22 protein-coding genes and 1 pseudogene are annotated in these 26,142 nt (G+C 73.5%); 10 read left to right on the top strand and 13 right to left on the bottom strand.

Features of this window, described 5'->3' with window-relative positions; genetic code table 11:
- Positions 1-35 precede the first annotated feature (35 nt).
- Entirely contained in the window at positions 36-419 is a 384-nt protein-coding gene (locus OG946_RS14690; RefSeq protein ID WP_018836124.1) for a cold-shock protein, read from the bottom strand.
- A gap of 170 nt (positions 420-589) precedes the next feature.
- Between OG946_RS14690 and OG946_RS14685 the strand changes: the two genes are divergently transcribed.
- Positions 590-829, top strand: coding sequence for a hypothetical protein (locus OG946_RS14685; protein ID WP_125935469.1), 240 nt, complete (start codon positions 590-592; stop codon positions 827-829).
- Positions 830-921: 92 nt separating this feature from the next.
- Here OG946_RS14685 and OG946_RS14680 read toward each other — a convergent pair whose 3' ends face one another.
- The 3 genes and pseudogenes from OG946_RS14680 to OG946_RS14670 all read right to left on the bottom strand — a co-directional run bounded on the left by OG946_RS14680 (position 922) and on the right by OG946_RS14670 (position 3,203).
- A complete protein-coding gene (locus OG946_RS14680) occupies positions 922-1,512 on the bottom strand; it encodes an HAD family hydrolase (protein ID WP_442814618.1) in 591 nt (196 codons plus the stop codon).
- Positions 1,513-1,592: 80 nt separating this feature from the next.
- Positions 1,593-1,916: pseudogene (locus OG946_RS14675) on the bottom strand (2-oxoglutarate and iron-dependent oxygenase domain-containing protein); the annotation flags it as partial.
- 45 nt (positions 1,917-1,961) lie between these two features.
- A complete protein-coding gene (locus tag OG946_RS14670) occupies positions 1,962-3,203 on the bottom strand; it encodes a hypothetical protein (RefSeq protein WP_326796561.1) in 1,242 nt (413 codons plus the stop codon).
- 182 nt (positions 3,204-3,385) lie between these two features.
- Between OG946_RS14670 and OG946_RS14665 the strand changes: the two genes are divergently transcribed.
- Positions 3,386-6,655, top strand: a complete 3,270-nt coding sequence (locus OG946_RS14665; protein WP_326796560.1) for a sacsin N-terminal ATP-binding-like domain-containing protein — start codon at positions 3,386-3,388, stop codon at positions 6,653-6,655.
- Between the two features lie 112 nt (positions 6,656-6,767).
- On the opposite strand, the gene OG946_RS14660 is transcribed toward OG946_RS14665, so the two are convergent.
- Together OG946_RS14660 and OG946_RS14655 are read right to left on the bottom strand one after the other, a co-directional pair.
- Positions 6,768-8,123 carry an MFS transporter gene (locus OG946_RS14660; protein WP_326796559.1) on the bottom strand — a complete coding sequence of 452 codons (1,356 nt, stop codon included), beginning with the start codon at positions 8,121-8,123 and terminating at the stop codon, positions 6,768-6,770.
- A 28-nt stretch (positions 8,124-8,151) separates the two neighbouring features.
- Positions 8,152-8,613 carry a MarR family winged helix-turn-helix transcriptional regulator gene (locus tag OG946_RS14655; RefSeq protein WP_101426513.1) on the bottom strand — a complete coding sequence of 154 codons (462 nt, stop codon included), beginning with the start codon at positions 8,611-8,613 and terminating at the stop codon, positions 8,152-8,154.
- A 149-nt stretch (positions 8,614-8,762) separates the two neighbouring features.
- On the opposite strand from OG946_RS14655, the gene OG946_RS14650 reads away from it, so the two are divergent.
- Complete coding sequence (locus OG946_RS14650) at positions 8,763-9,011, top strand: hypothetical protein (RefSeq protein WP_442814362.1); 249 nt, start codon at positions 8,763-8,765, stop codon at positions 9,009-9,011.
- On the opposite strand, the gene OG946_RS14645 is transcribed toward OG946_RS14650, so the two are convergent.
- Positions 8,966-10,435, bottom strand: a complete 1,470-nt coding sequence (locus tag OG946_RS14645; RefSeq protein ID WP_326796558.1) for an NCS2 family permease — start codon at positions 10,433-10,435, stop codon at positions 8,966-8,968. The genes OG946_RS14650 and OG946_RS14645 overlap by 46 nt on opposite strands.
- A gap of 82 nt (positions 10,436-10,517) precedes the next feature.
- On the opposite strand from OG946_RS14645, the gene OG946_RS14640 reads away from it, so the two are divergent.
- From OG946_RS14640 to OG946_RS14630, 3 genes are all read left to right on the top strand, one after another.
- Positions 10,518-10,784 carry a DUF2530 domain-containing protein gene (locus tag OG946_RS14640; RefSeq protein ID WP_326796557.1) on the top strand — a complete coding sequence of 89 codons (267 nt, stop codon included), beginning with the start codon at positions 10,518-10,520 and terminating at the stop codon, positions 10,782-10,784.
- Between the two features lie 10 nt (positions 10,785-10,794).
- Positions 10,795-13,380, top strand: a complete 2,586-nt coding sequence (locus OG946_RS14635; RefSeq protein ID WP_326796556.1) for a cation-translocating P-type ATPase — start codon at positions 10,795-10,797, stop codon at positions 13,378-13,380.
- Positions 13,381-13,441: 61 nt separating this feature from the next.
- Positions 13,442-14,026 (top strand): 2'-5' RNA ligase family protein, encoded by a 585-nt coding sequence (locus OG946_RS14630; protein ID WP_442814361.1) that lies wholly within the window; start codon positions 13,442-13,444, stop codon positions 14,024-14,026.
- 27 nt (positions 14,027-14,053) lie between these two features.
- Here the strand turns inward: OG946_RS14630 and OG946_RS14625 are convergent, their stop codons facing one another.
- Together OG946_RS14625 and OG946_RS14620 are read right to left on the bottom strand one after the other, a co-directional pair.
- The gene (locus tag OG946_RS14625) at positions 14,054-14,644 is read right to left on the bottom strand and encodes a Uma2 family endonuclease (protein ID WP_326796555.1); all 591 of its coding nucleotides are present in this window, start codon (positions 14,642-14,644) and stop codon (positions 14,054-14,056) included.
- Positions 14,645-14,893: 249 nt separating this feature from the next.
- A complete protein-coding gene (locus tag OG946_RS14620) occupies positions 14,894-15,877 on the bottom strand; it encodes an aldo/keto reductase (RefSeq protein WP_326800253.1) in 984 nt (327 codons plus the stop codon).
- A 96-nt stretch (positions 15,878-15,973) separates the two neighbouring features.
- On the opposite strand from OG946_RS14620, the gene OG946_RS14615 reads away from it, so the two are divergent.
- Positions 15,974-16,993, top strand: coding sequence for a WD40 repeat domain-containing protein (locus tag OG946_RS14615; protein WP_326796554.1), 1,020 nt, complete (start codon positions 15,974-15,976; stop codon positions 16,991-16,993).
- 16 nt (positions 16,994-17,009) lie between these two features.
- Here OG946_RS14615 and OG946_RS14610 read toward each other — a convergent pair whose 3' ends face one another.
- Positions 17,010-17,795 carry a TetR/AcrR family transcriptional regulator gene (locus OG946_RS14610; RefSeq protein ID WP_442814617.1) on the bottom strand — a complete coding sequence of 262 codons (786 nt, stop codon included), beginning with the start codon at positions 17,793-17,795 and terminating at the stop codon, positions 17,010-17,012.
- A gap of 130 nt (positions 17,796-17,925) precedes the next feature.
- Here OG946_RS14610 and OG946_RS14605 point away from each other — a divergent pair, with 130 nt between their 5' ends.
- Positions 17,926-18,990 carry an ATP-binding cassette domain-containing protein gene (locus OG946_RS14605; RefSeq protein WP_326796552.1) on the top strand — a complete coding sequence of 355 codons (1,065 nt, stop codon included), beginning with the start codon at positions 17,926-17,928 and terminating at the stop codon, positions 18,988-18,990.
- Positions 18,987-19,844 carry an ABC transporter permease gene (locus OG946_RS14600; RefSeq protein WP_326796551.1) on the top strand — a complete coding sequence of 286 codons (858 nt, stop codon included), beginning with the start codon at positions 18,987-18,989 and terminating at the stop codon, positions 19,842-19,844. Before OG946_RS14605 ends, OG946_RS14600 begins: the two co-directional genes overlap by 4 nt.
- Before the next feature lie 65 nt (positions 19,845-19,909).
- Here the strand turns inward: OG946_RS14600 and serC are convergent, their stop codons facing one another.
- The 3 genes from serC to OG946_RS14590 form a co-directional block, all read right to left on the bottom strand.
- Positions 19,910-21,028 carry a phosphoserine transaminase gene (gene serC, locus OG946_RS14595; RefSeq protein ID WP_326796550.1) on the bottom strand — a complete coding sequence of 373 codons (1,119 nt, stop codon included), beginning with the start codon at positions 21,026-21,028 and terminating at the stop codon, positions 19,910-19,912.
- A 122-nt stretch (positions 21,029-21,150) separates the two neighbouring features.
- Positions 21,151-21,297, bottom strand: coding sequence for a DUF7919 family protein (locus tag OG946_RS36105; protein ID WP_442814359.1), 147 nt, complete (start codon positions 21,295-21,297; stop codon positions 21,151-21,153).
- A gap of 174 nt (positions 21,298-21,471) precedes the next feature.
- Positions 21,472-22,875 carry an endo-1,4-beta-xylanase gene (locus OG946_RS14590; protein ID WP_326796549.1) on the bottom strand — a complete coding sequence of 468 codons (1,404 nt, stop codon included), beginning with the start codon at positions 22,873-22,875 and terminating at the stop codon, positions 21,472-21,474.
- Positions 22,876-23,080: 205 nt separating this feature from the next.
- Between OG946_RS14590 and OG946_RS14585 the strand changes: the two genes are divergently transcribed.
- Positions 23,081-26,095 (top strand): FAD-binding and (Fe-S)-binding domain-containing protein, encoded by a 3,015-nt coding sequence (locus tag OG946_RS14585; RefSeq protein ID WP_326796548.1) that lies wholly within the window; start codon positions 23,081-23,083, stop codon positions 26,093-26,095.
- The last annotated feature ends 47 nt before the right edge of the window (positions 26,096-26,142 follow it).

Here is a 26,142-nt window from a genome sequence, read left to right as displayed (position 1 = left end):
CCGAAGGTGCCGACGCGCCCGTTCCCGCCGCCCCCTCAGACGTCCAACTGATCGGCGACGGCCCGGAGCATCCCGGCGATCTTGCGGCCGTGTGCCTTGTCCGGGTACCTGCCGCGTTCGAGCTGCTGCGTCACGCTCTCCAGCAGGGTCGTCAGATCCTGCACGATCGACGCCAGCTCGTCCGGCTTGCGCCGCTGCGCGGCCGCGACCGACGGGGTGGGGTCCAGCAGCGTCACGGACAGCGCCTGGTCGCCGCGCTGCCCGGCCACCACGCCGAACTCGACGCGCTGACCCGGCCGGAGCGTCTCCACCCCGTCCGGCAGCACCGACGAGTGCACGAAGACGTCACCGCCGTCGTCGCGGGAGAGGAAGCCGAAGCCCTTCTCGCTGTTGAACCACTTGACTTTGCCGGTAGGCACGTGTCGTCGCCCTGTCTTCGTTTTCGTACTCGCTGCCGTGAAAGAGCAGGAGAGCGGGTCCAGTGACCCGCCACCACAAGGCTAATGGTCCCCCGCGTGGTGACAAGATGTCGCCGGGTGCTTCCTCAGCGCACAATCCGGCCGCCGGGCGCGCCGCCTACCCTGGTTGCGTGAACACCGGAACCTCCCGCCCCGGGGATCTCCTCGTACGCGCCGGGGCGATCGTCTTCCTCGTCGGCGCACTCGGCACCTTCGTCACCTTCGTCCCGTTCTTCATCGGGGCGGACCCGCTGCCGACGGCCGCCTATCTCGTGTCGATGCTGATGGGCGTCGGCTTCGGGCTAGCGCTGGCCGGGCTCTTCCGCTCCGCGTCGGCGTCCCGGCGCGAGGCCCGGCAGGCGGCGCCGTAGCGCGTAACCGCGCAGACCCGGCCGCGGAGCCGCGGCCGCGCAGACGCGTGGCGGACGGCGCAGAGGCGCGCGGCCCGTCGCGTACGGGCGCCTCAGCCGGCCGCGGCCCCCGCCCGGTGCTCCGCCAGCCACCCCGGGAACGCCGTCAGGTCCGGCAGCACGACGTCCGCCCCCGCCGCCCGCAGCTCCGCCGCCGGGCACGGCCCCGTGGCCACCGCCACCGACAGCACCCGCGCCGCCCGCGCCCCCGCGACGTCCCCGACGTGGTCGCCGACGTACGCCGACGCCCCGTACTCCGTCAGCGCCTCCGCCTTCGCGTGGGCCCACAGCCCGCCGACCACCGCGTCCGGGGCCAGGCCCAGGTGGTCGATGTGCAGCTTCGCCAGCGGCCGGCTCTTGGCGGTGACCACGAGCGCCCTGCCGCCCGCCGCCTGCACCGCCGCGATCGCCGCGGCGGCGCCGGGCAGGGCGGCGGTGGGGGCGATGCCGTGGTCGGGGTAGAGGGCGCGGTAGCGGTCGCCGAGGGCGGCCACGCGGTCCGCGGGGAACCAGTTCGCCAGCTCGCTCTCCACCGGCGGGCCGAGGCGGGAGGTCACGAGGTCGGTGTCGACGTACACGCCGGTCTCGGCGACGATCGCCTCGTACACCGCCTTGATCCCGGGCCGGGAGTCGATGAGGGTCATGTCCAGGTCGAAGCCGACCGTGAAAGACGGCGGCGGGGAGGGAGTACGCACCCCTCGATTCTGCCTGCCGCCGATTCCGGTCAGGACAGGAGGATGGCCTGCAGCCGTTCGGCGAGGAACGCGCCCACGGTCGCGGCGCTCTCCCCCCGCGCGGCGGCGGCCGGCGGCATGGGGGTGGCCGGGCCGGGGTTGTAGAACCAGACCAGCGACGTGAGCTGCTCCGCGGGCGCGTCCGCGGGCGGGGGCAGCACGCGGTGCCAGCCCGCCCGCCAGCGCCCGTCGCTCCACATGGCGCCCAGCTCGCCGAGGTTGACGGTCAGGGCGTCGGCCTCGGGATGGTACGGGGCGTCCTCCCAGCAGTCCTCCGGATCCGCGGCATCCGACGGGCCCGTGCGGACCTGGAGAGCGGCCCAACGCCCGCGGGCGTCCCCTCCGTTCCCTACGCGGCCCTACTTCCGCAGCCGCCGCCGCGCCCGCCACAGCAGGAACAGCGTCGAGGCGACCGCCGCGAACCGGACCAGCGTGGGCAGCAGGTCCGAGAACTCCTGCCCCAGCGTCCCCTCCTTCAGCGGCTCGCCCCACCGCTCCTGACTCCGTCCCCACAGCCACACCAGCCCCGCGGCCCCCACCGTGCCCGGCACCCCGAGCGCGGCCCACTTCTTCTCCGTCATCGACAGCCGCCGCGAGGTGTACACCAGGGCCCAGCCGACGACCGACGCCATCCACTGGTCGAGCGCGGCGCCCCCCAGCAGCGCGCCCATCGCCAGCACCTCCATCAGCCCGGCGCTGCGCAGGAGTTCGCGGGTGGCGGTGCCGCGGCGGCTCGGGGGCGAGGGCTCCTCGTCCTCGTACGCCTCCTCTTCCTCGGCCTCCGCGGCCTCCCGCCGGGCCTGCTTGGCCTTGGCGGCGCGGGCCGCGCGCGCGGCGTTCGCCTCCTTGGCGGCCTTCGCGGCGCGGGCGGCCCGGCCCATGGCGCCCGTGCCGCCGCCCTTCTGCGCGCCCTTCTCCTCCTCGTCGCCGTCCTGCTGGTCCGGCGGCTGGAACAACTCCGGGAGTTCGATGCCGCCGGTGAACCCCGGCACGTTGTCGGCGCCGCTGCCGGCGCCGGGCATCGGTCCTGCGAACGGCGCCGGCTCCACGCGCCACCAGTCGGGGTCGGCGTGCGTGGGGTCGAGTTCGTCCTCGCCGGCGAGGTGCGGCGGGGCGGCGGCCGTGGGCGGCGGCTCGGCGGGCGGGGTGAAGTTCTCGGGCGCGGTCCTGGGCACCTCGGGCGCGGGCCGCTTCGGCTCCCGGCCGCCCGGCCTGCCGCCCGTCTCGCCGCCGCCGGTACGCGGCCGGGGCAGCCGCCCCAGCCAGCGCTCGGACCCGCCGACCCGCGGCCGCGGCAGCCGCGACGTCAGCCCGCCGCCACCGCCCGGCGGTTCCCCGGGCTGCACCGCGACCTCCGGCACCGCGGAGGCGGGGTCCCGCTTGGCGGCCTCGACGATGTCACCGGGACTGCCGAACCGGGCGAGCACCTGCTTGACCGCGGACACGCTGTGCGCGCCCTCGGCGGCGCGCACCTTGTCGATGCTGGCCCGCAGTTCGTTGACCAGCCGCATGCGCTGCCCGGAGGGCAGGGCACGCTGCTGCGCGATGTCGCCGACGCGGCTCAGGTAGTCGTATACGAGCTGGTCGCTCTCGATGCCCACCGAATCCCCTACGGCCGTGCGCTGTTGACCTGTCGACCGTACCGCGCGCACGGCTGCCCCCTCGCCCCCGCGCACACCGCCCGGGGCACCGCCGTGGGCGCGGCGGCCGGTGCGCCGCGCGGACGCGGCGGGGGACCGAATACGCTGCGGCGGACCGGCACCTCCCGCGAAAAGGAGCCTCAGTGGACCCCGTGGACCCCCTGGACCCCGTGGCCGACCCCACCGCCCGGCTGCGTACCGCGGCGCTCGACGCCTGGGCGGCCTCGGCCGCCCGCTTCCGGGAGGACGCCAACGCGGAGGAGGACCTGGCGCTGGGCGGCTACCGCGACCGCCTGGTGGTCGAGCTGGCCCAGAACGCGGCGGACGCGGCCGCCCGCGGAGGCGCGGCGGGCCGCCTGAGGTTGACGCTGGCGGAGGCCGCCTCCGGCGGCGGTCCCGGCGGGCCTGCCGAAGACGCCGGAGGAGCGCGGCCGGCTGACGAGGGCGCCGGCCCGGAATGGGTGCTGACAGTCGTCAACACCGGGGCGCCCCTCGACGCCGCCGGGGTCGAGTCGTTGTCGACGCTGCGGGCCTCCGCCAAGCGCGGCGAGGACACCGAGGAGGCCGTCGGGCGGTTCGGGGTGGGGTTCTCCGCCGTGCTGGCCGTCAGCGATGCGCCCGCGGTCGCCTCCCGCGGCGGCGCCCGCGTGCGGTGGTCGCTGGCGGAGGCGCGGGAGCTGGTCCGTACGACCGCCGAGCGCAACCCCGCGCTCGCAGAAGAAGCCGCCCGCCGCGACGGCCACGTCCCCCTGCTCCGCCTCCCCCTGCCCCTCGCGGAAGCCGACGCCCCGACCGTACCCGAGGGGTACGACACCGCCGTCCGCCTGCCGCTGCGCGACGCGGTCGCCGCCGCCCTGGCCCGCCGGCTGCTCGGCGGCATCGACGACGCGCTGCTGCTCGCCCTGCCCGGCCTCGCCGAGGTCGTCGTGGAGACGCCGGAGGGCGTACGCACGCTGCGCCGGCGCGAAGACGGCCCGTACACGGTCGTCGAGGACACCGGCCGTACGGACCGGAACACCCCGGCCGGAGCCCCCGCCGCCGAACCCGCCGCCACCCGCTACCGCACCCGCACCGCAGCGGGCCGCCTCGACCCCCACCTCCTCGCCGACCGCCCCGTGGAGGAACGCCTCCGCCCCACCTGGACCGTCACCTGGGCCGTCCCCGTGGACGGCGACGGTGCGCCCGCCGCGCCCGCCACCGCCCCCGTGCTCCACGCCCCCACCCCCACCGACGAACCCCTCGGCGTCCCCGCCCTGCTCATCGCCTCCTTCCCCCTCGAACCCACCCGCCGCCACCTCGCCCCGGGACCGCTCACCGACTTCCTCGTCGCCCGCGCCGCCGACGCCTACGCCGAACTCCTCGCCGACTGGACCCCGCTGAGCCCCGGCACCATCGGCCTCGTCCCCGGCCCCCTCGGCCGCGGCGAGCTGGACGGCGCCCTGCGCGCCGGCATCCTGCGGCTCCTGCCCGGCGTCGCGTTCCTGCCCCCGGCCGCGCCTGAGGAGGGCGCCAAGCCGCAGCCGCTGCGCCCCCGCGACGCGCTCGTCGCCGAGGGCGCGGGCGCCGAGACGGTGCGCCGGCTCGGCGACGTCTTCCCGCACCTGCTGCCCGCCGGTCTGGAGCGCCGCGGCGAACTGCGCACCCTCGGCGTCTCCCGCATGCCGCTGGGCGAACTGGTCGAGCGGCTGGCGAGTGTGGAGCGCCCCGCCGCCTGGTGGCACGGCCTCTACGGCTCCCTCGCCGGCACCGACCCCGAGGAACTGGGCGGCCTGCCGGTGCCGCTCGCCGACGGCCGCGTCGTCCTCGGCCCGCGCCAGGTGCTGCTGCCGGCCGGCGACACCGGCGGCACCGGCGGCACCGGCGGGCGGTCCGCCCGGCTCGCCCGGCTCGGGCTGCGCGTCGCCGACCCGGTCGCCGCCCACCCCGTGCTGGAGCAGCTCGGCGCCGTGCCCGCCACGCCGCGCGCCGTGCTGACGACGCCGCAGGTGCGGGCGGCGGTGGCGGGGTCGCTGGACGCGGGGGAGGTGTGGTTCGACGAGGGTCCCGAGCAGGGCGCGCCGGGCCCGGAGGAGCTGGCGGACATCGTCCTCGGGCTGGTCCGCGACGCGCACCTGGCGCCGGGCGACGAACCGTGGCTGGCCGCCCTCGCGCTGCCCGACGAGGACGGCGACCCCGCCCCCGCCGGGGAACTCGTCTACCCCGGCAGCCCGTTCGCCGCCGTCATCCGACCGGGTGAGCTGGCGTACTGCGCCGCCGACCTGGTCGAGCGGTGGGGGGAGGAGCCGTTGACGGCGGTGGGGGTGCAGGCGGACTTCGTGCTCGTACGGGCCGAGGACGTCGTCCTCGACCCCGACGAGCTGGAGCCCCGCGACACCCCCTACCCCGAGACCGACGACGCCGGGCTGCTCGACGCGGTCGACGTGTGGTGCGAGGACGTCCTCGACCAGCTCCCGGAGACCCCCGTGCCGCCGGTGCTCACCGAGCTGGTGGGCGTACGGGACCTGGACCTCGTCGACGACGCGCACTGGCCGCAGGCCCTCGCGCTGCTGTCCCGCCCGCCGCTGCGCGAGGCGCTGACGCGCTCGGCGCGCGTCCTGCTGCCGAACGGCGAGGCGTATCCCGTACGCCCGTACACCGCCTGGTGGCTGCGCGGCAACCCCGTGCTCGACGGCCGCCCGCCCGCCGGCCTGCGGGCCGCGGGCGGCGACCCGCTGCTCACCGGGCTGTACGAGGCGGCCGACGCCTCCGCCGTCGGCGACGAACAGGTCCTGCGCGCCCTGGGCGTACGCACCTCAGCCGCCGCGCTCCTCGACGAACCGGGCGGCGCCGCGGAACTCCTCGCCCGCCTCGCAGAGCCCGCCCACGACGTCACCCCGGGGCAACTCCACGCCCTGTACACCCTCCTCGCCGATCTCGACCCCGCGGACGTCACCCTCCCGGACGACCTCCGCGCGGTCTGCGACGGCACCACGGAGGTGGTACCGGCCGGCGAAGCCCTCGTCGCGGACGCCCCCGACCTGGTGCCCCTGGCCACCGCCCACCCGCTGCTCCCGGTCGCCCCGGGGCAGGCGGCGGCGCTGGGGGAGCTGCTCCAGGTGCGGCGGCTGACGGAGGCGTACGAGGCCCGGGTGGAGACGGCGGGCGAGACCCGTGAGGTTCCGCGGCCCGTACGGGACCTGCTGGGCCCCGACACCCCGGCGACGTACGAGGAACACGGGCAACTGACCGCCGACGGCACCGAACTCGACTGGCGCCGCACCCCGGACGGCACCGTCCACGCGGCGACGATGGAGGGCCTGGCGGCCGGTCTGGCGTGGGCCACGGGGCAGTGGCAGCGGCGGTTCGAGGCGGCGGCGCTGCTGGAGGACCCGACGCGGACGCGGGAGCTGGCGGAGGCCCGCTGGTTCGACTGAGGAGGGACGCGCAGGACGCGCAGGACGCACGGGACGCGAGGGCCGGGTGCACGGAACAGGGCCGGGTGAACGGAACAAGCAGTCACCCGGCCCCGAAGAACCCCTTCCGTGCCTACGCCGCCGGAGCCAGCTCCTCCGCCCGCTGCGACGGCACGAACGCGACGTGCTTGCGCCCCCGCCGCAGGTCTATCCGCAGCCGCAGCCCCCCGACCCGGGCCAGCACAAGACCCACCGTGACGGCCGCCAGCGCGGATATCACCCCGCAGGTCAGGAACCCGATCCGGGCGCCGAACGTGTCCGTCGCCCAGCCGACGACCGGCCCGCCGATCGGCGTGCCGCCGACGAACACCATGACGAACAGGCTCATCACCCGGCCGCGCATGGCCTCGTCGGTGGCGAGCTGGACGTTGGCGTTCGCCGTCGTGTTGAAGAGCAGCCCGGCCGCGCCCACCGGCACCAGCAGCGCCGCGAAGAGCCAGAACGCCGGCGACACCGCCGCGACGATCTCCAGCACGCCGAACGCCAGCGCCGCGAGCACCGTCAGCCGGATCCTGCTGACCCCGCGCCGCGCCGCGAACAGCGCGCCGCCGAGGGAGCCGGCGGCCATCAGCGAGTTCAGCAGCCCGTACGTGCCGGCGTCGCCGTGGAAGACCTCGTCCACGTACGCCGTGAGCCAGATCGGGAAGTTGTAGCCGAACGTGCCGATGAAGCCGACCAGGACGATCGGCCACAGCAGCTCGGGCCGCCCGGCGACGTACTTCAGGCCCTCGCGCAACTGCCCCTTGCCGCGCGGCGCGCGCTCGACGCGGTGCAGCTCCGCGGTGCGCATGAGCAGCAGCCCGGTGATGGGCGCGATGAAGGAGAGCCCGTTCAGCAGGAACGCCCAGCCGCTGCCCACGGCGGTGATGAGGACGCCGGCGACGGCGGGCCCGAGGAGGCGGGCCGTCTGGAAGTTGGCGGCGTTGAGGCTGACGGCGTTCTGCATCTGCTCCTTGCCGACCAGCTCGGCGACGAACACCTGCCGCGCCGGGTTGTCGACGACGGTGGCGAGGCCGAGCAGGAACGCCATCAAGTAGACGTGCCAGACCGTCACCGCTCCGCTCAGCGTGAGCGCCGCGAGCGCGAGGCCGATGAGGCCCATGGCCGCCTGGGTGGCGAGGAGCAGCTTGCGCTTCGGCAGCCGGTCGGCGAGCACGCCGCCGTAGAGGCCGAACAGCAGCATGGGCAGGAACTGCAGCGCGGTCGTGATGCCGACGGCGGTGGCGGATCCCGTGAGGCTGAGCACCAGCCAGTCCTGGGCGATGCGCTGCATCCAGGTACCGGTGTTGGAGACCACCTGGCCGCCGGCGAAGAGCCGGTAGTTGCGGATCCTCAGCGAGCTGAAGGTGCCGCGTCTGCTGCTCTCCTCTTCTTCGTAGTCATCGGGTGTGGGTGCGGGTGCGGAGTCTGCTCCGGGTCCCGTACTCAAGGCGTTCTCCTCCGGTCATCGTCCTTCGTCAGCGTGGTGCGGCCTCCGGCATCGGCAGGTGGGCGAGCTTTTCGAGCACCGGCGCGGCGTCGCGCAGCGTGGCCCACTCCTCCTCGGACAGACCGCCGGCCAGCTCGGCCAGCCAGGCGTTGCGCTTGCGGCGGCTCTCCTCGAGCATCGCCTCGGCCTGCTCGGTCTGGCTGACGACCTTCTGCCGCCGGTCCTCCGGGTGCGGCTCCAGCCGGACCAGCCCCTTGGTCTCCAGCATGGCGACGATGCGCGTCATCGACGGCGGCTGGACGTGCTCCTTGCGCGCCAGCTCACCCGGGCCGAGCGGACCGCAGCGGAAGAGCGTGCCGAGCACCGACATCTCGGTCGGGCTCAGCGACTCGTCCACGCGCTGGTGCCGCAGCCGGCGGGTCAGCCGCATGATCGCGGAGCGGAGCGAGTTCACCGCGGCGGCGTTCTCCTCCTGGGACAGATCAGGCATGGTCATTAGCGTACCTCATTACTTTAGCTAAGTAAAGTTAGGGAGCCGAGACAGAGGAGGTTACGGCCTGGTTCTGCGGCCCACCCGAAAGGATGACCGTGTACGGGAAAGGCCGCCCCCGGTATACGCGACGGACGACCCTGAGCGGCATGGGGACACACGTGCTGAGTCTGCGAATAGACGGCAACCTCCTCGACCGCCTCCGCACCCACGCGGCGAAGCGGGACATGCCGGTGCAGGACTACGTGCTGCAACTGCTGCAGCGCAACGACTTCGACGAACGCGTCCAGACCGCGGAAGCGGAATCCGCCCGCCTCACCCACTGGCCCACCACCGCGACGGCACCGCACGGTCAGTTGAGGCCAAGCCAGCGTTCGATGGGGTTCAGGGCGAAGTAGACGACGAACACCGCCGACGTCACCCACAGCGCCGGGCGGACGCTCGCCGGGCGGCCTACCGCCGTGCGGAGGAGGGTGTGGGCCAGGAAGCCCATGCCGATGCCGACCGTGATGCTGTAGCTGAAGGGCATCAGGACGATGGTCAGGAAGGCGGGGGCCGCGATCGTCGTGTCGGACCAGTCGATGCTGCGGATGTTGGCCGACAGGATCAGGAAGCCGACCACCACCAGCGCCGGGGTCGCCGCCTGCGAGGGGACGATCGTCACCAGCGGGGTGAAGACCAGCGCCAGCAGGAACAGGCCGCCGGTGACGAGGTTCGCGAGGCCCGTACGGGCGCCCTCGCCGACGCCCGCGGTCGACTCGGCGAAGGCCGTGCTCGCCGAGGCGGAGGCGGCGCCGCCGAGGGCGACGGCGGCGCCGTCGGCCATGAGGACCCGGTTCATCTCGGGGAGGCGGCCGTGTTCGTCGAGGAGGCGGGCCTCCTCGGTGACGCCGAGGATCGTGCCCATCGCGTCGAAGAAGCCGGACAGCAGCACGGTGAAGACGAAGAGGCAGCCCGTCAGGATCCCCGCCTCGCGGAAGCCGCCGAAGAGGCTCGCCTCGCCGAGCAGGCCGAAGTGGGGCGCCTCGACGACGTGGTCGGGGAGCACCGGGGCGGTGAGGCCCCACTCCTTCTCCGGGAGGTCGGCGACCGCGTGGATGATCACGGCGAGGACCGTCATCGTGACGATGCTGACCAGGATCGCGCCCCGGAAGCGGCGGGCCAGCAGCGCGAAGGTCAGCCCGAGGCCCAGCATGAAGACCAGGACGGGCCACCCTTTCAGGTGACCCGCCGTGCCCAGGGTGAGGGGCACGGTGGTCTGCGCGGAGTCCGGGTTGCGGGTGACGAAGCCCGCGTCGACCAGGCCGACGAGGGCGATGAACAGGCCGATGCCGATCGCGATGGCCTTGCGCAGGCCGTCGGGGATCGCGGACATCACCCGTTCCCGTAGCCCGGTGGCCACCAGCAGCATGATGATCAGCCCCGCGAGCACCACCATGCCCATCGCGTCCGGCCACGACATCTCCGGCGCGAGCTGGAGCGAGACCACGGCGTTGATGCCGAGGCCGGCGGCGCAGGCGACGGGGACGTTGCCGAGGACGCCCATGAGGAGTGTGGTCACCGCCGCGACCAGTACGGTGGCCGTGACCAGTTCGCCGTGGTCCAGCTTGTGGCCGAACTTGTCTTTCGCCGAGCCCAGGATGATCGGGTTCAGCACGATGATGTACGCCATGGCGAAGAACGTCGCCAGCCCGCCCCGCAGCTCCTGCGTGACGGACGAGCCGCGCCGCGAGATGTGGAAGTAGGCGTCGAGCGGGGAGGAGGGCCGGGGCGGGGGTCCGTCCCCGGGGGCCGTGCCGGTGGTCTTCGCGTCGGGGGGCATGCGTGACCTTCGTGCGGAACAGCGGCCGGACTTCGGCGCCCACTCAGTATGCCGCCGTGATCGGCCCCGTACCCTGGTCGACATGGGCAAGAAGGCGTACAGGCACCCGGCGCCGGAGCCGTTCGAGGGCGACATCACGGCGGTGACGGTCGGCGGCACCGTGCTGTGGCTGGTGCTCTTCGTGGTCCAGTTGCCGTTCCTCGGCTGGCTGGACGACCACGACCGCATGTGGTGGCTGTGGACCTGCCTGGCGGGCGCCGGTCTCGGCGTCGTCGGCCTCTGGTACGTACGCCGCCGCGAGGCCGCGCTTGCGCGGGGTGGCGACGCGGGCCCCCGGTCGAACACGTAACGTCGTACGCATGACGCAGCGGGTCGAGACGGCCGCCGACGGCGGCGAGGGACCGGAGCCCGGCGGCGGGCCGGGCGGGGCGGGCGGGGCGGGCGGGAAACCTGACGGAGCCGGCGGGGCGGCGGGCGGAGGGCCAGGCGGTAGACCGGACGGGACCGGCGGCAAGCCGGGTGGGAACGGCGGAAAGCCGGACCGGGCCGGGGCGAACGGGGCGGGTGCGGCCGCCGTCGCGCTGCGGCACGACGGGCTCACCGCCGCCGAGGTCGCCGAGCGAGTCGCCCGCGGCGAGGTCAACGACGTTCCCGTACGCTCCTCCCGCTCCACCGCCGACATCGTCCGCGCCAACGTCTTCACCCGCTTCAACGCCATCATCGGCGTCCTGTGGGTCATCATGCTCGTCGTCGCGCCCATCCAGGACAGCCTCTTCGGCTTCGTGATCCTCGCGAACACCGGCATCGGCATCATCCAGGAGCTGCGCGCCAAGAAGACCCTCGACAGCCTCGCCGTCATCGGCGAGGCCAAGCCGCAGGTGCGCCGTGACGGCCGCACCGTCGAGATCCCCACCGCCGAGATCGTCCTCGGCGACCTCGTCGAGCTGGGGCCCGGTGACAAGGTCGTCGTCGACGGCGAGGTGCTGGAGTCCGACAGCCTGGAGGTCGACGAGTCCCTGCTCACCGGCGAGGCCGACCCCGTCATCAAGCAGCCGGGCGACAAGGTGCTCTCCGGCAGCTTCGTCGTCGCCGGCGGCGGCGCGTTCACGGCGACGAAGGTGGGGCGCGAGGCGTACGCCGTGCAGTTGGCGGAGGAGGCGTCGCGCTTCACGCTCGTCCACTCCGAGCTGCGCAGCGGCATCAGCACGATCCTCAAGTACGTGACGTACATGATGATCCCGGCCGCCATCGGCCTGGTCATCAGCCAGCTCGTGGTCGAGAACAGCGGCCCGCAGGACGCCGTCCGCCGCATGGTCGGCGGCATCGTGCCGATGGTGCCCGAGGGGCTGGTGCTGCTGACCTCGGTGGCGTTCGCCATAGGGGTCATCCGGCTCGGCCGCAAGCAGTGCCTCGTGCAGGAGCTGCCCGCGATCGAGGGGCTCGCGCGGGTCGACGTCGTCTGCCTCGACAAGACCGGCACCCTCACCGAGGGCGGCATGGACGTCACCGAACTGCGGACGCTGGGCGGCGCGACGGAGGCGGACGTACGGCGGGTGCTGGGCGCGCTCGGCTCGTCAGAACCGCGGCCGAACGCCAGCCTCCAGGCCATCATCGAGGCGTACCCGGACACCGAGGAACTGCGCTGCACGGGGGCGCTGCCGTTCTCCTCGGCGCGCAAGTACAGCGGGGCGGCGTTCAGCGGGGACGGGGAAGGCGCGGGTACGTGGCTGCTGGGCGCCCCCGACGTGCTGCTGCCCGCCCCCGACGTGCTGCTGCCCGCCGGCGACGCCTCCCTCGCCGAGATCGACGACCTCAACGCCCAGGGCCTGCGGGTGCTGCTGCTCGCGCGCGCCGCACGGGATCTCGACGACCCGGAGGTCGCTCGCGGCGTCGAGCCGACGGCGCTGGTCGTCCTGGAGCAGCGGCTGCGTCCGGACGCCGCCGACACCCTCCGCTACTTCGCGGACGAGCGGGTCGAGACGAAGATCATCTCGGGTGACAACGCGGTGTCCGTGGGCGCGGTGGCCGCGAAGCTCGGCATGGCGCGCGCGGACCGCACGGTCGACGCGCGCACCCTGCCGGCCGACCGCGACGAGATGGCCGCCGTCCTCGACGACAACGCGGTCTTCGGCCGCGTCAACCCGCAGCAGAAGCGCGACATGGTCGCCGCGCTGAAGTCCCGCGGCCACGACGTGGCGATGACGGGCGACGGCGTCAACGACGTGCTGGCGCTGAAGGACGCGGACATCGGCGTGTCCATGGGCTCCGGCTCGGAGGCGTCGAAGGCCGTCGCGCAGATCGTCCTGCTGAACAACAGCTTCTCCACCCTCCCCTCGGTGGTCGCCGAGGGCCGCCGGGTCATCGGCAACATCGAGCGGGTCGCGAACCTGTTCCTGGTCAAGACCGTCTACTCGGTGCTGCTCGCGCTGCTCGTCGTCGCCACGCAGGTGCCGTACCCCTTCCTGCCGCGGCATCTGACGCTGCTGTCGACGCTGACGATCGGCGTGCCGGCGTTCTTCCTGGCGCTGGCGCCGAACAAGGAGCGGGCGCGGCCGCACTTCGTGCGCCGGGTGATGCGGTACGCGATCCCGGCGGGGCTGATCGCCGGGACGGCGACGTTCGTGACGTACATGCTGGCGCGGGCCCACTACTCCGGGCCGGGGGCGCTGGACGCGGAGACGTCGGCGGCGACGCTGACGCTGTTCCTGATCGCGATGTGGGTGCTGGTGATCATCGCGCGGCCGTACACGTGGTGGCGGGTGGGGCTGGTCGGGACGATGGCGCTGGGGTTCGTGATCGTGCTGGTCACGCCGTGGCTGCAGAAGTTCTTCGCGCTGAAGCTGGTGGGCATGGAGATGCCGTGGACGGCGGTGGGGATCGCGGCCGCGTCGGCGGTGCTGCTGGAGTTCGCGTGGCGGTGGGTGACGCGCCGGTTCCCGGACTGAGGCGGGCGTGACGGCCGGCGGTACGGGTGCGGGCGGGCCGGCTTCGGGTGAGCCGGGTGCGATGAGGCTGTTCGCCGCGGTGATCCCGCCCGCGGAGGTGCTGGGGGAGCTGGCGGAGGCGGTGGGCCGGCTGCGGCGGCTGCCCGGCGCCCGGCGGCTGCGCTGGGTGCCGCCGGAGGGGTGGCACGTCACGGTGGCGTTCTACGGGGAGGTGCCGGCCGGTTCCGTCGCGGAGCTGGAGGAGCGGCTGGCCCGCGCGGCGCGGCGCCGCGGGCCGGTCGGGCTGCGGCTGGCGGGGGGCGGGCGGTTCTCCGACACGGTGCTGTGGGCGGGGGCGGAGGGCGACGTCGAGGAGCTGGGCCGGCTCGCGGCGGGCGCCGCGGCGGCGGGGCACCGTACGGCGGGGGTGCCGCTGGCGGCGAAGCAGGGCGGGGGCGGGGGCGTGGCCCGGGGGCGGGAGCGCCGCTACCACCCGCACCTGACGCTGGCCCGCCAGCGCCACCGAGCGGGCACGGACCTGACCCCGTTCACGCACGCGCTACGCGACTTCACCACCCCCCACCGCGACCTGACCACCCTCACCCTGATCCAGAGCCACCCCCACCCCCGGGCCACCCCGGCGCCCAGCCCCACTACGAACCCGTAGCGACCTGGCCCCTGGGGGCGTAGCCCTTCAGTCCCGGGGGAACTCGCCGGTCGTCAGCTTGAGCCCGACGGGGGTCTCGGTGAGATCGATGTCCATCCCGAAGTCGAGGGTCGTCTCTACGCGGTACTCCCCGTCCTTGGGCATCAGGTGCAGGTGGCACTTGCCGGTGTACGGGTCGACGATCAGGTAGACCGGCACCTCTGCGGTGGCGTATGCGGCCTTCTTCGGCCCGTAGTCGTTGGCGGCGGTGCTCTTGGAGATCACCTCGCCAACGAACTCCACGTCCTGCGGCCGCCAGCGTCCCTTGTCGTCGGGTTCGGCGCCCTTCACCATTGCGGCGATATCGCAGGCGAAGCCGTTGAGGTGACCGGGGAAATCGATGCGCACGTCGGATGCGGTCCGCGTGACAGGGTACTGTGCCCGAAGCTGATCGTAGATGAGCGCAATGATCACCCAGTGCTTCTGCCGCTGCGGCGACATGTAGATGTTCCCCTCGACGATCTCAACCTTGTATCCCTCGGGGACAGGCATCCGCTCCAGCCACTCGAACAACTTGTCGAGGGTGAGCTCGTCGCTCTCGTCGGCCATCTCGATCCTGTCGGTTTCGACGACGGTCATCGTGGCGCTCCTCCCCGCTGCTGCTTGATCGCATGCAGCCGCGCAGTGCAACGATACTCACGGTGAGTCGCCACGGCCTGCTTCTACGCCGCCGGGCCCGCCGCCCCGTGGGGGGCGGCGGGCCCGTAAGCTCGTACGCGTGAACGCCAAGACCCGCATCCGCGTCGTCAGCGCCACGCTCGTGCTGATCTTCGCCGTCGTCGCCATCGCCGCCGCCTTCGGCGGCTGACGCGCCCGCCTACCGAACGCTCACCACGCGAACGCCTCCGGGGACGGACCCGGGCCCGGGAAGATCTCGTCGAGCGACGCCAGCAGCCCCTCCGACAGCGTCAGGTCCAGCGCCGGCAGCGCCGACGTGAGCTGCTCCGTCGTGCGCGGGCCCACGATCGGGCCCGTCACGCCCGGCCGCGTCAGCAGCCACGCCAGGGCCACCTCCGCCGGGTCCAGGCCGTGCTCGGCTACCAGGTCCTCGTACGCCTGCACCTGCTCGCGCACCGCACCGCGCGACAGCGCCGCCGACGACCGCGCGCCGCCGCCCTCGCGCTCCTTGCGCAGCGCGCCGCCCAGCAGGCCCCCGCCCAGCGGGGACCACGGGATGACGCCGAGGCCGTAGCTCTCGGCGGCCGGGATGACCTCCATCTCGGCGCGCCGCTCGGTCAGGTTGTAGAGGCACTGCTCGCTCACCAGGCCCAGCGAGTGCCGCCGCCGCGCCGCCTCGTTGGCCTGCGCGATGTGCCAGCCCGCGTGGTTGGACGAGCCGGCGTAGAGGATCTTGCCCTGCTGCACGAGGACGTCGACGGCCTGCCAGATCTCGTCCCAGGGCGTGTGCCGGTCGACGTGGTGGAACTGGTAGAGGTCGATGTGGTCCGTCTGCAGCCGCTTGAGGCTGGCGTCGACCGCGCGGCGGATGTTGAGCGCCGAGAGCCGGTCGTGGTTGGGCCAGGTGGCGTCGCGGTCGGCGTCCATCGAGCCGTAGACCTTGGTGGCGAGCACGACCTTGTCGCGGCGGCCGCCGCCCTGCGCGAGCCAGGTGCCGACGATCTCCTCGGTGCGGCCCTTGTTCTCGCCCCAGCCGTAGACGTTGGCGGTGTCGAAGAAGTTGATGCCCGCGTCGAGGGCGGCGTCCATCATGGCGTGGCTCGCGGCCTCGTCGGCGTGCGGCCCGAAGTTCATGGTGCCGAGCACGAGCCGGCTGACCTTGAGTCCCGTACGTCCCAACTGCATATACCTCATGAGGATCAAGCCAACTCCTTCGAGCGCGCTCGAAGCAAGCGCCACGCACGCGCATCCGGCCCCGTGCCGCCGCGGGCACATGGCAGGCTTGGCGCCATGCGCGCCCACCGCCTGCCGACCGCCGCCGCCCTCCTGACCGCGGCGGCGGTGGCGACCTCCGCCGCGTACGCCCCGCCCGCCGCGGCACAGGACGACGTGATACTCACGGACCCCCGGATCACCGAGTCCAGCGGCCTGGCCGCCAGCCGGCAGCACGAGAACGTGTACTGGACGCACAACGACTCCGACGACGGCCCGTACATCTACGCCGTCGACGGCGAGACCGGCGAGACGCTGGCGACGATCACGCTGCGCGGCATAGGGGAGCCGCGCGATGTCGAGGCCATCTCGATCGGGCCCGGCAACCAGCTCTACGTCGGCGACATCGGCGACAACATGGACGGCTCCTGGTCGTACGTGTGGATCTACCGCTTCCCCGAGCCGAAGCAGCTCAAGGACGCGACCGTGGACGCGGTGCAGTACGAGGCGCAGTACGAGGACGGGCCGCGGGACGCGGAGGCGCTGATGGTGCACCCGAAGACGGGGCGGGTGTACGTCGTGAGCAAGAAGCAGAACGGGGGCGCGGCGCTGTACGCGGGACCCGACGAGCTGTCGACGGGCTCGATGAACATCTTCGAGCGGGTCGCGCCGGTCAACCTGTGGGTGACGGACGGGGCGTTCTCGCCCGACGGTACGCGGCTGGCGCTGCGCAGCTACGTCGGCGGGCGGATGTACCGCTTCGCGAACGGCAAGCCGGAGGAGGCCGGGCGTCTCGACGTGCCGCTGCAGCGGCAGGGGGAGTCGCTGACGTACACGGCGGACGGGTCGGCGATCGTGTTCGGGAGCGAGGGGGAGCAGAGCGACCTGATCTGGCGGGAGGTCGAGGGAAGCGGCGGCTCGTCGTCGGAGTCCGGCGGGTCGGGTGACGGGGCTGGAGACGGCTCCGGGGACGGCGCGAGTGGCGCGGGGGACGACGAGGACCGCGACCCGGTGAAGACGGTGCTGCTGGTGGGCGGGGGCATCGGCGCGGTGCTGCTGCTGCGCCGAGCGCTGTCGAAGCGCCCGCGGCCGGACTGAGCGGGCCGGATCCCCCTCAGGCGTCTTCCTTCTGGCACTCCTCCGAGTGGAAGACCCCCGCCCCGCCCTGCGGCAGGGTCCATCCCGTCGCGCGGCGGTGTTCGAGCAGCGCCTCCAGGCCGTCGAGCATCCGCTCCGTGGCGAACGTGTACGTCTCCTCGTCCAGGGCCGAGAAGGAGTCCTCGGACAGTCCGGCGATCCTCGGATAGCGCCCGGACGCCATCGCCGACTCCAGCGCCGGTGACTGCGCCTCCCAGAACTCCTGGTCGCTGATCCCGGTCCGCTCCTCCGCCTGCTTGGCGTTGACGTGCACCCGGGCGAGGCCGGCTGCGGTGGAGTCGAGCGAGGTGATGAAGCCGACCTTCTCCTGGTCGGTGAGCAGCAGTCCGTCGAAGCCGCTGAGGGCCAGCTCGAAGGAGTCGAGACCGTTGGGGCCGAGCACGGGCCGGCCCTGGTCGACGTGGAGGAGCCACGGGTGTTCGAGGTAGTGCTCCCAGAACGAGTGGGCCAGCTCCCGCAGCCGGTCCCGCCAGGTCGGCTGGCTCCGGAAGTGTTCGATCTCCTCCGGCTCGACCGAGCCGACGCCGTCGAGCATCAGGTCGAGCAGCTCGGCCTTGCCGGGCACGTGCCGGTACAGCGACATGGTGCCCACGCCGAGACTCCCGGCGATCTTGCGCATCGAGACCGCCTCCAGCCCTTCGGCGTCCGCGATGCCGATCGCGGTGAAGACGATCCGGTCCACCGAGATGCCGGGCTTCGGACCGCGCTTGCCGCGCTCGTCGATGCCCCAGAGCAGGGCCATGCTGCGGCTGAGGTCGCCGCTGCCGCTGTGTTCCCTTGCCGCCATGTGGCCGAGTCTAGCTGCGGACTTGCGATCTGCGTACACCGTATGCGTAAATGAGTACGGCGTACTCAGATAGGGGAGGAAGAGCGTGAAGGCAAGCTCGGCCGACGCCGTCGTGGCGGACGGCGTGCAGAAGCGCTACGGAGAGAAGCGGGCCCTCGACGGCTTCGACCTGACCGTGCCGTACGGCACGGTCTACGGCCTGCTCGGCCCCAACGGCGCCGGCAAGACGACGGCGGTGCGGATCCTGTCCACCCTCATCCGCCTCGACGGCGGAGAGGCCCGCGTCGGCGGGCACGATGTGATGAAGGAGCCGGTCAAGGTGCGCCGGCGGATCGGCCTCGCCGGGCAGTACGCGGCGGTGGACGAGGTGCTGACCGGCCGGCAGAACCTGGAGATGTTCGCCCGGCTGTTCCACCTCGGCTCCCGGCGCGCCCGCGAGCGTGCGGCGGAGCTGCTGGAGCAGTTCGGGCTGACCGAGGCCGCGGACAAGGGCGCCAAGGAGTACAGCGGCGGCATGCGCCGCCGGCTCGACCTGGCGTCGAGCATGATCCTCGCGCCGGACGTGCTGTTCATGGACGAGCCGACGACCGGCCTTGACCCGCGCAGCCGCGGCGAGGTCTGGGAGGCGGTGCGGGACCTGGTCGCCGGCGGCACGACGGTGCTGCTGACGACGCAGTATCTGGACGAGGCCGACAAGCTCGCCGACCGCATCGCCGTCATCGACGACGGCCGGACGATCGCGGACGACACCCCGGCCGCGCTGAAGAACACGGTCGGCGGGGACCGCATCGAGGTCGTCGTCGGCTCGGCGGAGGAGATCCCGGACGCGGTGCGGGCCGTCGCCCGGGTCTCGGGCGCCGACCCGGCCGTCGACGTGGAGGAGCTGCGGGTGCACGGCGCGGTGACCGACCGGGTCGCGGCGCTCACGGAGGTGGCGCGCACGCTGCAGGACGAGGGGGTGGCGGTGGACGACATAGCGCTGCGGCGGCCCACGCTCGACGACGTGTTCCTGAGCCTGACGGGGCACACCGCGGCGGAGAAGGAGCCGGCGGAGGCAGCGGACAAGAAGGACCCGGACAAGAAGAACGCCGGCAAGAAAGCCTCGGGCAAGAAGGCGTCCGGCAGGAAAGAGGAGGCCACGGTCGCATGAGCACCGTCACCGACACCGCGGCGGCGGAGAAGCGCCCCGGGTCCCCCGCTCGCGAGCAGGCCCCCGGCGGGGCGCTGAAGTGGGCGATCGCGGACTGCTGGACCGTCGTACGCCGCGGCCTGCTGCACTACCGCCGGCAGCCGTCGAACATCGCCTGGCAGCTCGGCTTCCCCGTCGTCTCCGTGCTGCTCTTCGTCTACGTCTTCGGCAGCGCGATGGAGGGCGGCGCGGACGCCTACAAGTCGTATGCGATGCCCGGGATGTTCGCGATGACCATGGCCTTCGGCTTCATGAACACCGCCATGCTGATCGCCATCGACAAGGAGCACGGCATCACCGACCGCTTCCGCTCCATGCCGATGTCCCCGTCGGCCGTGGTCAGCGGCCGGGGCGTCTCCGACCTCATCGGCGCCGCGCTGGACCTGGCGGTGATGGCGGCGATCGCGCTGGTCATCGGCTGGCGCTCGGACGGCTCGGTGCTGGAGACCGCGGCGGCCTTCGTGCTGCTGCTGTGGCTGCGCTTCGCGCTGATCTGGGTCGGGGTGGTGCTCGGTCTGCTGACGCCCAACCAGGAGGCGGCGGGCAACCTGTTCGCGGTCGCGTTCCCGTTCGGCATGGTCTCCAGCGTCTTCGCCTCACCGGCGGACATGCCGGGCTGGCTGGGCGCGGTAGCGATGTGGAACCCGGTGTCCTCCACGGCCAACGCGGTGCGCGAGCTGTTCGGCAACCCGGGGCGGCTGGGCGACTCGTGGATCGAGCAGCACGCGATGCTGATGGCGGTGGTGTGGCCGGTGGTGATCACGGCGGTGTTCCTGCCGCTGGCGGTGCGGAAGTACCAGCGGCTGTCGCACTGAGGGCGCGTACGAAGCGGGCCCGGCACGCGGAGGCGCGCCGGGCCCGCAGCGGGGGCGAACGGGGATCAGATCCGCTCGACCACGTAGTCGATGCAGCGGGTCAGGGCCTCGACGTCGGCGGGGTCGATCGCGGGGTACATCGCGATCCGGAGCTGGTTGCGGCCCAGCTTGCGGTATGGCTCGGTGTCCACGATGCCGTTGGCGCGCAGCGTCTTGGCGACGGCGGCGGCGTCCACGTCGTCGGTGAAGTCGATCGTGCCGACGACCGCGGACCGCTGCGCCGGGTCGGCGACGAACGGCGTGGTGGCCTTCGCCTCCTCGGCCCAGTTGTAGAGCGTGCGGGCGGAGGCGGCGGTGCGGCGTACGGCCCAGTCCAGACCGCCCTGGCCGTTGATCCAGTCGAGTTGCTCGGCGAGGAGGAAGAGGGTCGCGAGGGCGGGGGTGTTGTACGTCTGGTTCTTGCGGGAGTTGTCGATCGCCGTGGGCAGCGAGAAGAACTCCGGCACGTGCCGCCCGGAGGCGTGCACGCGCGCGGCCCGCTCAAGCGCGGCGGGCGAGAACGCGGCGATCCACAGCCCGCCGTCGGAGGCGAAGGACTTCTGCGGCGCGAAGTAGTACACGTCGGTCTCTGCCACGTCCACCGGCAGCCCGCCGGCCCCGGACGTCGCGTCGACGAGCACGAGCGCCCCGGCGTCGGCCCCCTCGACCCGGCGCAGCGGCATGGCGACACCGGTGGAGGTCTCGTTGTGCGTCAGCGCGTACACGTCGACCCCGGCCTCGGCCCGCGCCTCCGGGTGCGTACCGGGCTCGGACGAGACGACGGTCGGCTCGTCCAGCCACGGGGCGAGCTTCGCGGCCTTGGCGAACTTCGAGGAGAACTCGCCGAAGGACAGGTGCTGCGACTTGCGCTCGATCAGCCCGTGGGTGGCGACGTCCCAGAACGCGGTGGCCCCACCGTTGCCGAGGACCACCTCGTACCCCTCGGGCAACGAGAACAGCGCACGCACCCCGTCACGCACCCGCCCGACGAGGTCCCGCACGGGAGCCTGCCGGTGAGACGTACCGAGAAGAGAGGAACCGGTGGCGGCCAGCGCCTCAAGCGCCTCGGTGCGCACCTTGGACGGGCCCGACCCGAAGCGTCCGTCGGCGGGCTTGATGTCATCAGGAATCACGATCTCAGCCACCCCCGAAGCCTACGACCCACCCACCCGGCAACGACGCTCCCGTCCACCTTCTGAGACGAGACGGTCACGTACTGGGCTACCTGCCGCTGAGTGAGTAAGAGGTGGTGGGGCGGGGGACGGGTTCAGAGCCGCCCCTCTCCGGCCCCTCTGCCGGACGTCACCCCTTCGATGAACGCGTCCGGCGGAAGATAGCCGTGTTCCTCCACGTAATGCAGGCTCGCGGCAGCTAAGGCCGCCAGCGCGGCCGGGAAGGTGTGCCGGCGTCTCACGTCAACTCCCCGTAGGAAGTGGGTCACTACGGGTGGAAGACGCTATCCGTGGGGCGCGAGGTTTCGCCAGCGCGTTCGTTGGCTTGATGCCGACGCTTCACCGGAGCCCCACGCGTCCACGCAGGCGTCCGCCGGGGGCCGCCCGTGTGTGCGGTGGCCCCCGGCGGTGCGGGGTCAGCCCAGCGTGAGGGTGGGTGGGGATGGGTTGGTGGTGGTCCAGGCGCCGTTGAAGCCGAAGGTGACCGAGCCGCCGTCCGGGACGTTGCCGTTGTAGGGGGCGTTCGTGCAGGTGACCCTCGTGCCGGTCTGCTGGCAGGTGGCGTTCCAGGCGTTGGTCACGCGCTGGCCCGCCGCGTAGTCCCAGCTGACCGACCAGCCGGACAGCGCGTCGCCGTCGCAGCTCACCGTCACCGCGGCGGTGAAGCCGCCGTTCCACTGCTGGGGTACGGCGTAGCTCGCGCTGCAGCCGTCACCGGGGCCCGGTCCCGGGCCGGGGCCCGGGTCGCCGCCGAGTGCTTCCGCCACCGCGTTGTACGCCTGCTTCGGCTGGTAGCTGTCGTTCCAGAGGGTCGCCGAGCCCTCGCCGTCGAAGACGCCGGGGACCCAGGAGTACTTGTCCGGGAAGCCCCACACCGTGACGCCCTTGCAGCGGGTGACCGCCAGGCAGGCGTCGATGACGTTCGTGTAGTACTGCGACTGGGTGGCTTCCTTCTGCGCGCTGACGGGGAGCTGCATCCGTACGTCCAGCTCCGTGATCGCCACGTCGACGCCCAGGTCCGCGAAGCGCTGCATGTTCTGCCGCAGGTCGCTCGGGAAGCCGTACTGGATCGCCAGGTGGCCCTGGATGCCGACGCAGTCGATCGGCACGCCCTGGGCCTTCAGGTCGCGTACGAGGTTGTACATCGCGGTGCTCTTCGCGTTGACGCCCTCGATGTTGTAGTCGTTGATGCACAGCTTCGCGCCCGGGTCCGCCGCCTTCGCGGCGCGCAGCGCGTGGGCGACGTAGTCGCGGCCCATGGCGTTGTAGAAGGGGCTGGTACGGAACGTGCCGTCCTCGTTGAACGGCTCGTTGACGACGTCCCAGGCGTCGATGTCGCCCGCGTAGTGCCGGGCGACCTGCGTGACGTGGTTCTCCATCGCCGTACGGACCTCGCCGCTCGGCAGTCCCGAGACCCAGCCGGGGAGCTGGCTGTGCCAGACGAGGGTGTGGCCGCGTACGGACTGGCCGTTCTGCTGCGCGAAGTCGACGACCCGGTCGCCCGGGGCGTAGTTGAACTGGCCGCGGGACGGCTGCACGGTGTCCCACTTCATCTCGTTCTCCGCCGTGACCTGGCCGAACTCGCTGCCCAGGATCCCGGTGTACTGGGTGTCGGAGAAGTGCGACGTCGCGGCGGCGGAGCCGATGAACTTGCCGTGCGCCTGCGCGAGCTGGTTCAGCGAGGCGGCGGCGGTCGCGGGCGGGCCGGCGTCCGCGGAGGCGGTTGCCTGCGCGGGGGCGGCGGAGCCGAGGCCGTACAGGCAGAGGGCGCCGGCGAGCGCGGCCAGCAGGGCCCTGGGCCTGCTGCGGAGTCTTCGCATGTTCCCCTTCTTCCCCCGCGGGCGGGCGCGGGCGGTGGTGGAGTGGGTGGCGCCGGATCCGTGCGTGCGGGTGGTGGGGGTGGGGGTGGAGGTGGATCGAAACATTCGGGACTAGTTGCGAATCTTTCTGGGGTCGGACGTTAGAGGCGCGAGTGAGGCACGTCAATACGCGCGACGGGGTGGGGGTGTCCGGCACGCTGGGGCTATGGATACGGAGACGGGCGCGGACGCGGGTACGGACGCCGGGGTGGATGTCGTGGCGCTGGAGCGCCGGCTGCGGGCCGCCGTCCGCGGCGAGGTGGGGTTCGGGACCCGGGACCGGGCCCTCGTCACCATGGACGCCTCCAACTACCGAAGGGTCCCCCTCGGCGTCGTCGCCCCCCGCGACGCCGACGACGTCGCCGCGGCGCTCGCCGTGTGCCGGGAGTACGGCGCGCCCGTCGTCGCCCGCGGCGGCGGCACGTCCATCGCGGGCAACGCCGTGGGCGCCGGCGTCGTCCTCGACTTCACCCGGCACCTGAACCGGCTCGTCGACCTCGACCCCGGGGCGCGCACCGCCGTCGTGCAGCCCGGGCTCGTGCTCGACCGGCTGCGCGGCGCGGCGGCGGCGCACGGGCTGACGTTCGGGCCCGATCCGTCGACCCACAGCCGGTGCACGATCGGCGGGATGGTCGGCAACAACTCCTGCGGCTCGCACAGCGTCGCGTGGGGTACGACCGCGGACAACGTACGGGCGCTGGACGTGGTGACGTACCGCGGGCGGGCGGTGCGGCTGGAGCGGGACCTCGGGGTGCTGCCGGGGCTGCGGGAGTTCGTCGAGGGGCATCTGGCGACGCTGCGGACGGGCGGGCGCGCGGTGGGGCGCGCCGCCGGCCGGGCGGGCGACGGTGCAGACGGGCATGCGGGTGGCGTACGGGACGGAGCCGGCGCCCCCGCCGCGGACGCCGGCGCCCCCGCCCCGCACCCCCGCGACCTCCCCGGCTGGCCCGACCTCCCCCGCCGCATCTCCGGCTACGCCCTCGACGCCCTCCTCCCCGAGCGCGGCGGCGACCTCGCCCGCGCCTTCACCGGCAGCGAAGGCACCCTCGCCGTCCTCACCCAGGCCACCGTCCGCCTCGTCGAGGCACCCCCCGCCCGCGCCCTCGCCGTCCTCGGCTACGCCGACGAGTCCGCCGCCGCGGAAGCCGCCCCCGGGCTGCTGCCGCTGCGCCCGCTGACCGTCGAGGGCATGGCCGCCGACCTCGTGCCCGACGCGCACGCGCTGCCCCGCGGCGGCGCCTGGCTGTTCGTCGAGACCGGCGGCGACACCCCCGCCGCCGCGCGGGCCGCCGCCGAGGAGGTGTGCCGCGCCGCCGACGCCGTCGACCACACCGTCGTCGCGGAGCCCGCCGCGCAGCGCGCCCTGTGGCGTATCCGCGAGGACGCCTCCGGCACCGCCACCCGCATGCCCGACGGCAGCGAGGCGTGGCCCGGCTGGGAGGACTGCGCGGTGCCGCCCGCACGGCTCGGGGCGTATCTGCGCGAGTTCCGCGCGCTGCTCGCCGCGCACGGGCTGCGCGGGCTGCCGTACGGGCACTTCGGCGACGGCTGCATCCACGTCCGGATCGACTTCGACCTGCTGACCGCGCCCGGCGTCGGCCGCTTCCGGGAGTTCTCGGGGGAGCTGGCTGATCTGGTCGTCGCCCACGGTGGTTCGCTGTCCGGGGAGCACGGCGACGGGCGGGCGCGCTCGGAGCTGCTGCCCGCGATGTACGGGGACGAACTCGTCGGCCTCTTCGGCGGCTTCAAGGATCTCTGGGACCCCGACGGCGCCCTCAACCCCGGCGTGATCGCCCGCCCCGCCCCCCTCGACGCCGACCTGCGCTTCGCGCCGCTGCCGCGGGTGCCGGTGCCGGTGGCGTTCGGCTATCCGCACGACGGTCCCGAGGGCGGCGACTTCGCGGCGGCGGTGCGGCGGTGCGTCGGGGTCGCCAAGTGCCGGAACCCGGCGGGGAGTCCGGGGGTGATGTGCCCGTCGTACCGGGCCACGGGCGAGGAACGGCACTCCACGCGCGGGCGCGCGCGCCTGCTGCACGAGATGCTGGCGGGGGAGGTCATCACCGACGGCTGGCGCTCGGAGGAGGTGCGCGAGGCGCTCGACCTGTGCCTGTCGTGCAAGGGGTGCCGCAGCGACTGCCCGGTGGACGTCGACATGGCCACGTACAAGGCCGAGTTCCTGCACCACCACTACGCCGGGCGGCGGCGGCCGATGGCGCACTACGCGATGGGGCGGCTGCCGCAGTGGCTGCGGCTGACGGCCGCGCTGCGGGCCGCGGGCGTGGCGAACGCGCTGGCCGCCGTGGGGCCGCTGGCGGCGGTGGCGAAGCGGGCGGCGGGGCTCGCGGGGGAGCGGGCGATCCCGCCGATCGCGCGGGTGCCGCTGACGCGGTCGCTGCGGCGGGGCGTCGACGCGGATCCGGACGTGCTGCTGTGGCCGGACACGTTCACGAACTACCTGTCGCCGGAGGCGGGTACGGCGGCGGTCCGGGTGCTGCGGGCGGCGGGGCTGCGGGTGGGGCTGCCGCGGGAGGCGGGGAAGGTGTGCTGCGGGCTGACGTATGTCTCTACGGGCCAACTGGACCAGGCCCGCGAGGCGATGCGGCGCACGCTGGACGCGCTGGAGCCGGCGGACGGCGGGAGCGACGACGCGGACGAGGGCGCGGCCGGCCCGCCCCTCGTCGTCCTCGAACCGCCCTGCGCCGCCGCGCTCAAGACCGACCTCGTCGAGCTGCTGCCCGACGACGAGCGCGCCCCGCGCCTCGCCGCCCGCGTCCGCACCCTCGCGGAAGCCCTCGAAACCGCCGCCCCCGACTGGACCCCGCCCCGCCTCGACCGCCCGGTCACCGGCCAGACCCACTGCCACCAGCACGCCGTCCTCGGCGACGGCGCCGAGCGCCGCCTGATGGCGAAGGCGGGTCTGGAGGGCCGACTCGCCTCGGGCTGCTGCGGCCTGGCGGGCAACTTCGGCTTCGAGCGCGGCCACTACGAGGTCTCCGCCGCCTGCGCGGAAGACCAGCTCCTCCCGGCCGTACACAACGCGCCGGAAGACGCGGCGGTCGTGGCCGACGGCTACTCCTGCCGCACCCAACTCGCCCAGCTCGCCGGCATCCGCGCCCGCCACCTGGCGGAACTCCTCGCGGAGGGCCTGCCGGAGGAGGGCGAGCGGGGCGGGCGAAGCTGACGCACCCCGGGCTGAATCCGGCAAGCACGCTTGCTTGTTTTCCGGCC

Origin of the sequence: Streptomyces sp. NBC_01808 (genome assembly GCF_035917395.1) — a bacterium.
GTDB lineage: Bacteria > Actinomycetota > Actinomycetes > Streptomycetales > Streptomycetaceae > Streptomyces.
The sequence above is the reverse complement of the archived record's forward strand: the minus strand, read 5'-3'. Positions and strand labels throughout refer to the sequence as shown.

Bases quoted from the DNA above. Each gene is read 5' to 3' on its own strand.
- OG946_RS14620 (WP_326800253.1), bottom strand. From the start codon at position 15,877: ATGAGGTATATGCAGTTGGGACGTACGGGACTCAAGGTCAGCCGGCTC.
- OG946_RS14635 (WP_326796556.1), top strand. From the start codon at position 10,795: ATGACGCAGCGGGTCGAGACGGCCGCCGACGGCGGCGAGGGACCGGAG.
- OG946_RS14615 (WP_326796554.1), top strand. From the start codon at position 15,974: ATGCGCGCCCACCGCCTGCCGACCGCCGCCGCCCTCCTGACCGCGGCG.
- OG946_RS14625 (WP_326796555.1), bottom strand. From the start codon at position 14,644: ATGACCGTCGTCGAAACCGACAGGATCGAGATGGCCGACGAGAGCGAC.
- OG946_RS14600 (WP_326796551.1), top strand. From the start codon at position 18,987: ATGAGCACCGTCACCGACACCGCGGCGGCGGAGAAGCGCCCCGGGTCC.
- OG946_RS14640 (WP_326796557.1), top strand. From the start codon at position 10,518: ATGGGCAAGAAGGCGTACAGGCACCCGGCGCCGGAGCCGTTCGAGGGC.
- OG946_RS14630 (WP_442814361.1), top strand. From the start codon at position 13,442: ATGAGGCTGTTCGCCGCGGTGATCCCGCCCGCGGAGGTGCTGGGGGAG.
- OG946_RS14650 (WP_442814362.1), top strand. From the start codon at position 8,763: ATGGGGACACACGTGCTGAGTCTGCGAATAGACGGCAACCTCCTCGAC.
- OG946_RS14645 (WP_326796558.1), bottom strand. From the start codon at position 10,435: ATGCCCCCCGACGCGAAGACCACCGGCACGGCCCCCGGGGACGGACCC.
- OG946_RS14585 (WP_326796548.1), top strand. From the start codon at position 23,081: ATGGATACGGAGACGGGCGCGGACGCGGGTACGGACGCCGGGGTGGAT.
- OG946_RS14655 (WP_101426513.1), bottom strand. From the start codon at position 8,613: ATGCCTGATCTGTCCCAGGAGGAGAACGCCGCCGCGGTGAACTCGCTC.
- OG946_RS14680 (WP_442814618.1), bottom strand. From the start codon at position 1,512: ATGACCCTCATCGACTCCCGGCCCGGGATCAAGGCGGTGTACGAGGCG.
- OG946_RS14590 (WP_326796549.1), bottom strand. From the start codon at position 22,875: ATGCGAAGACTCCGCAGCAGGCCCAGGGCCCTGCTGGCCGCGCTCGCC.
- OG946_RS14610 (WP_442814617.1), bottom strand. From the start codon at position 17,795: ATGGCCCTGCTCTGGGGCATCGACGAGCGCGGCAAGCGCGGTCCGAAG.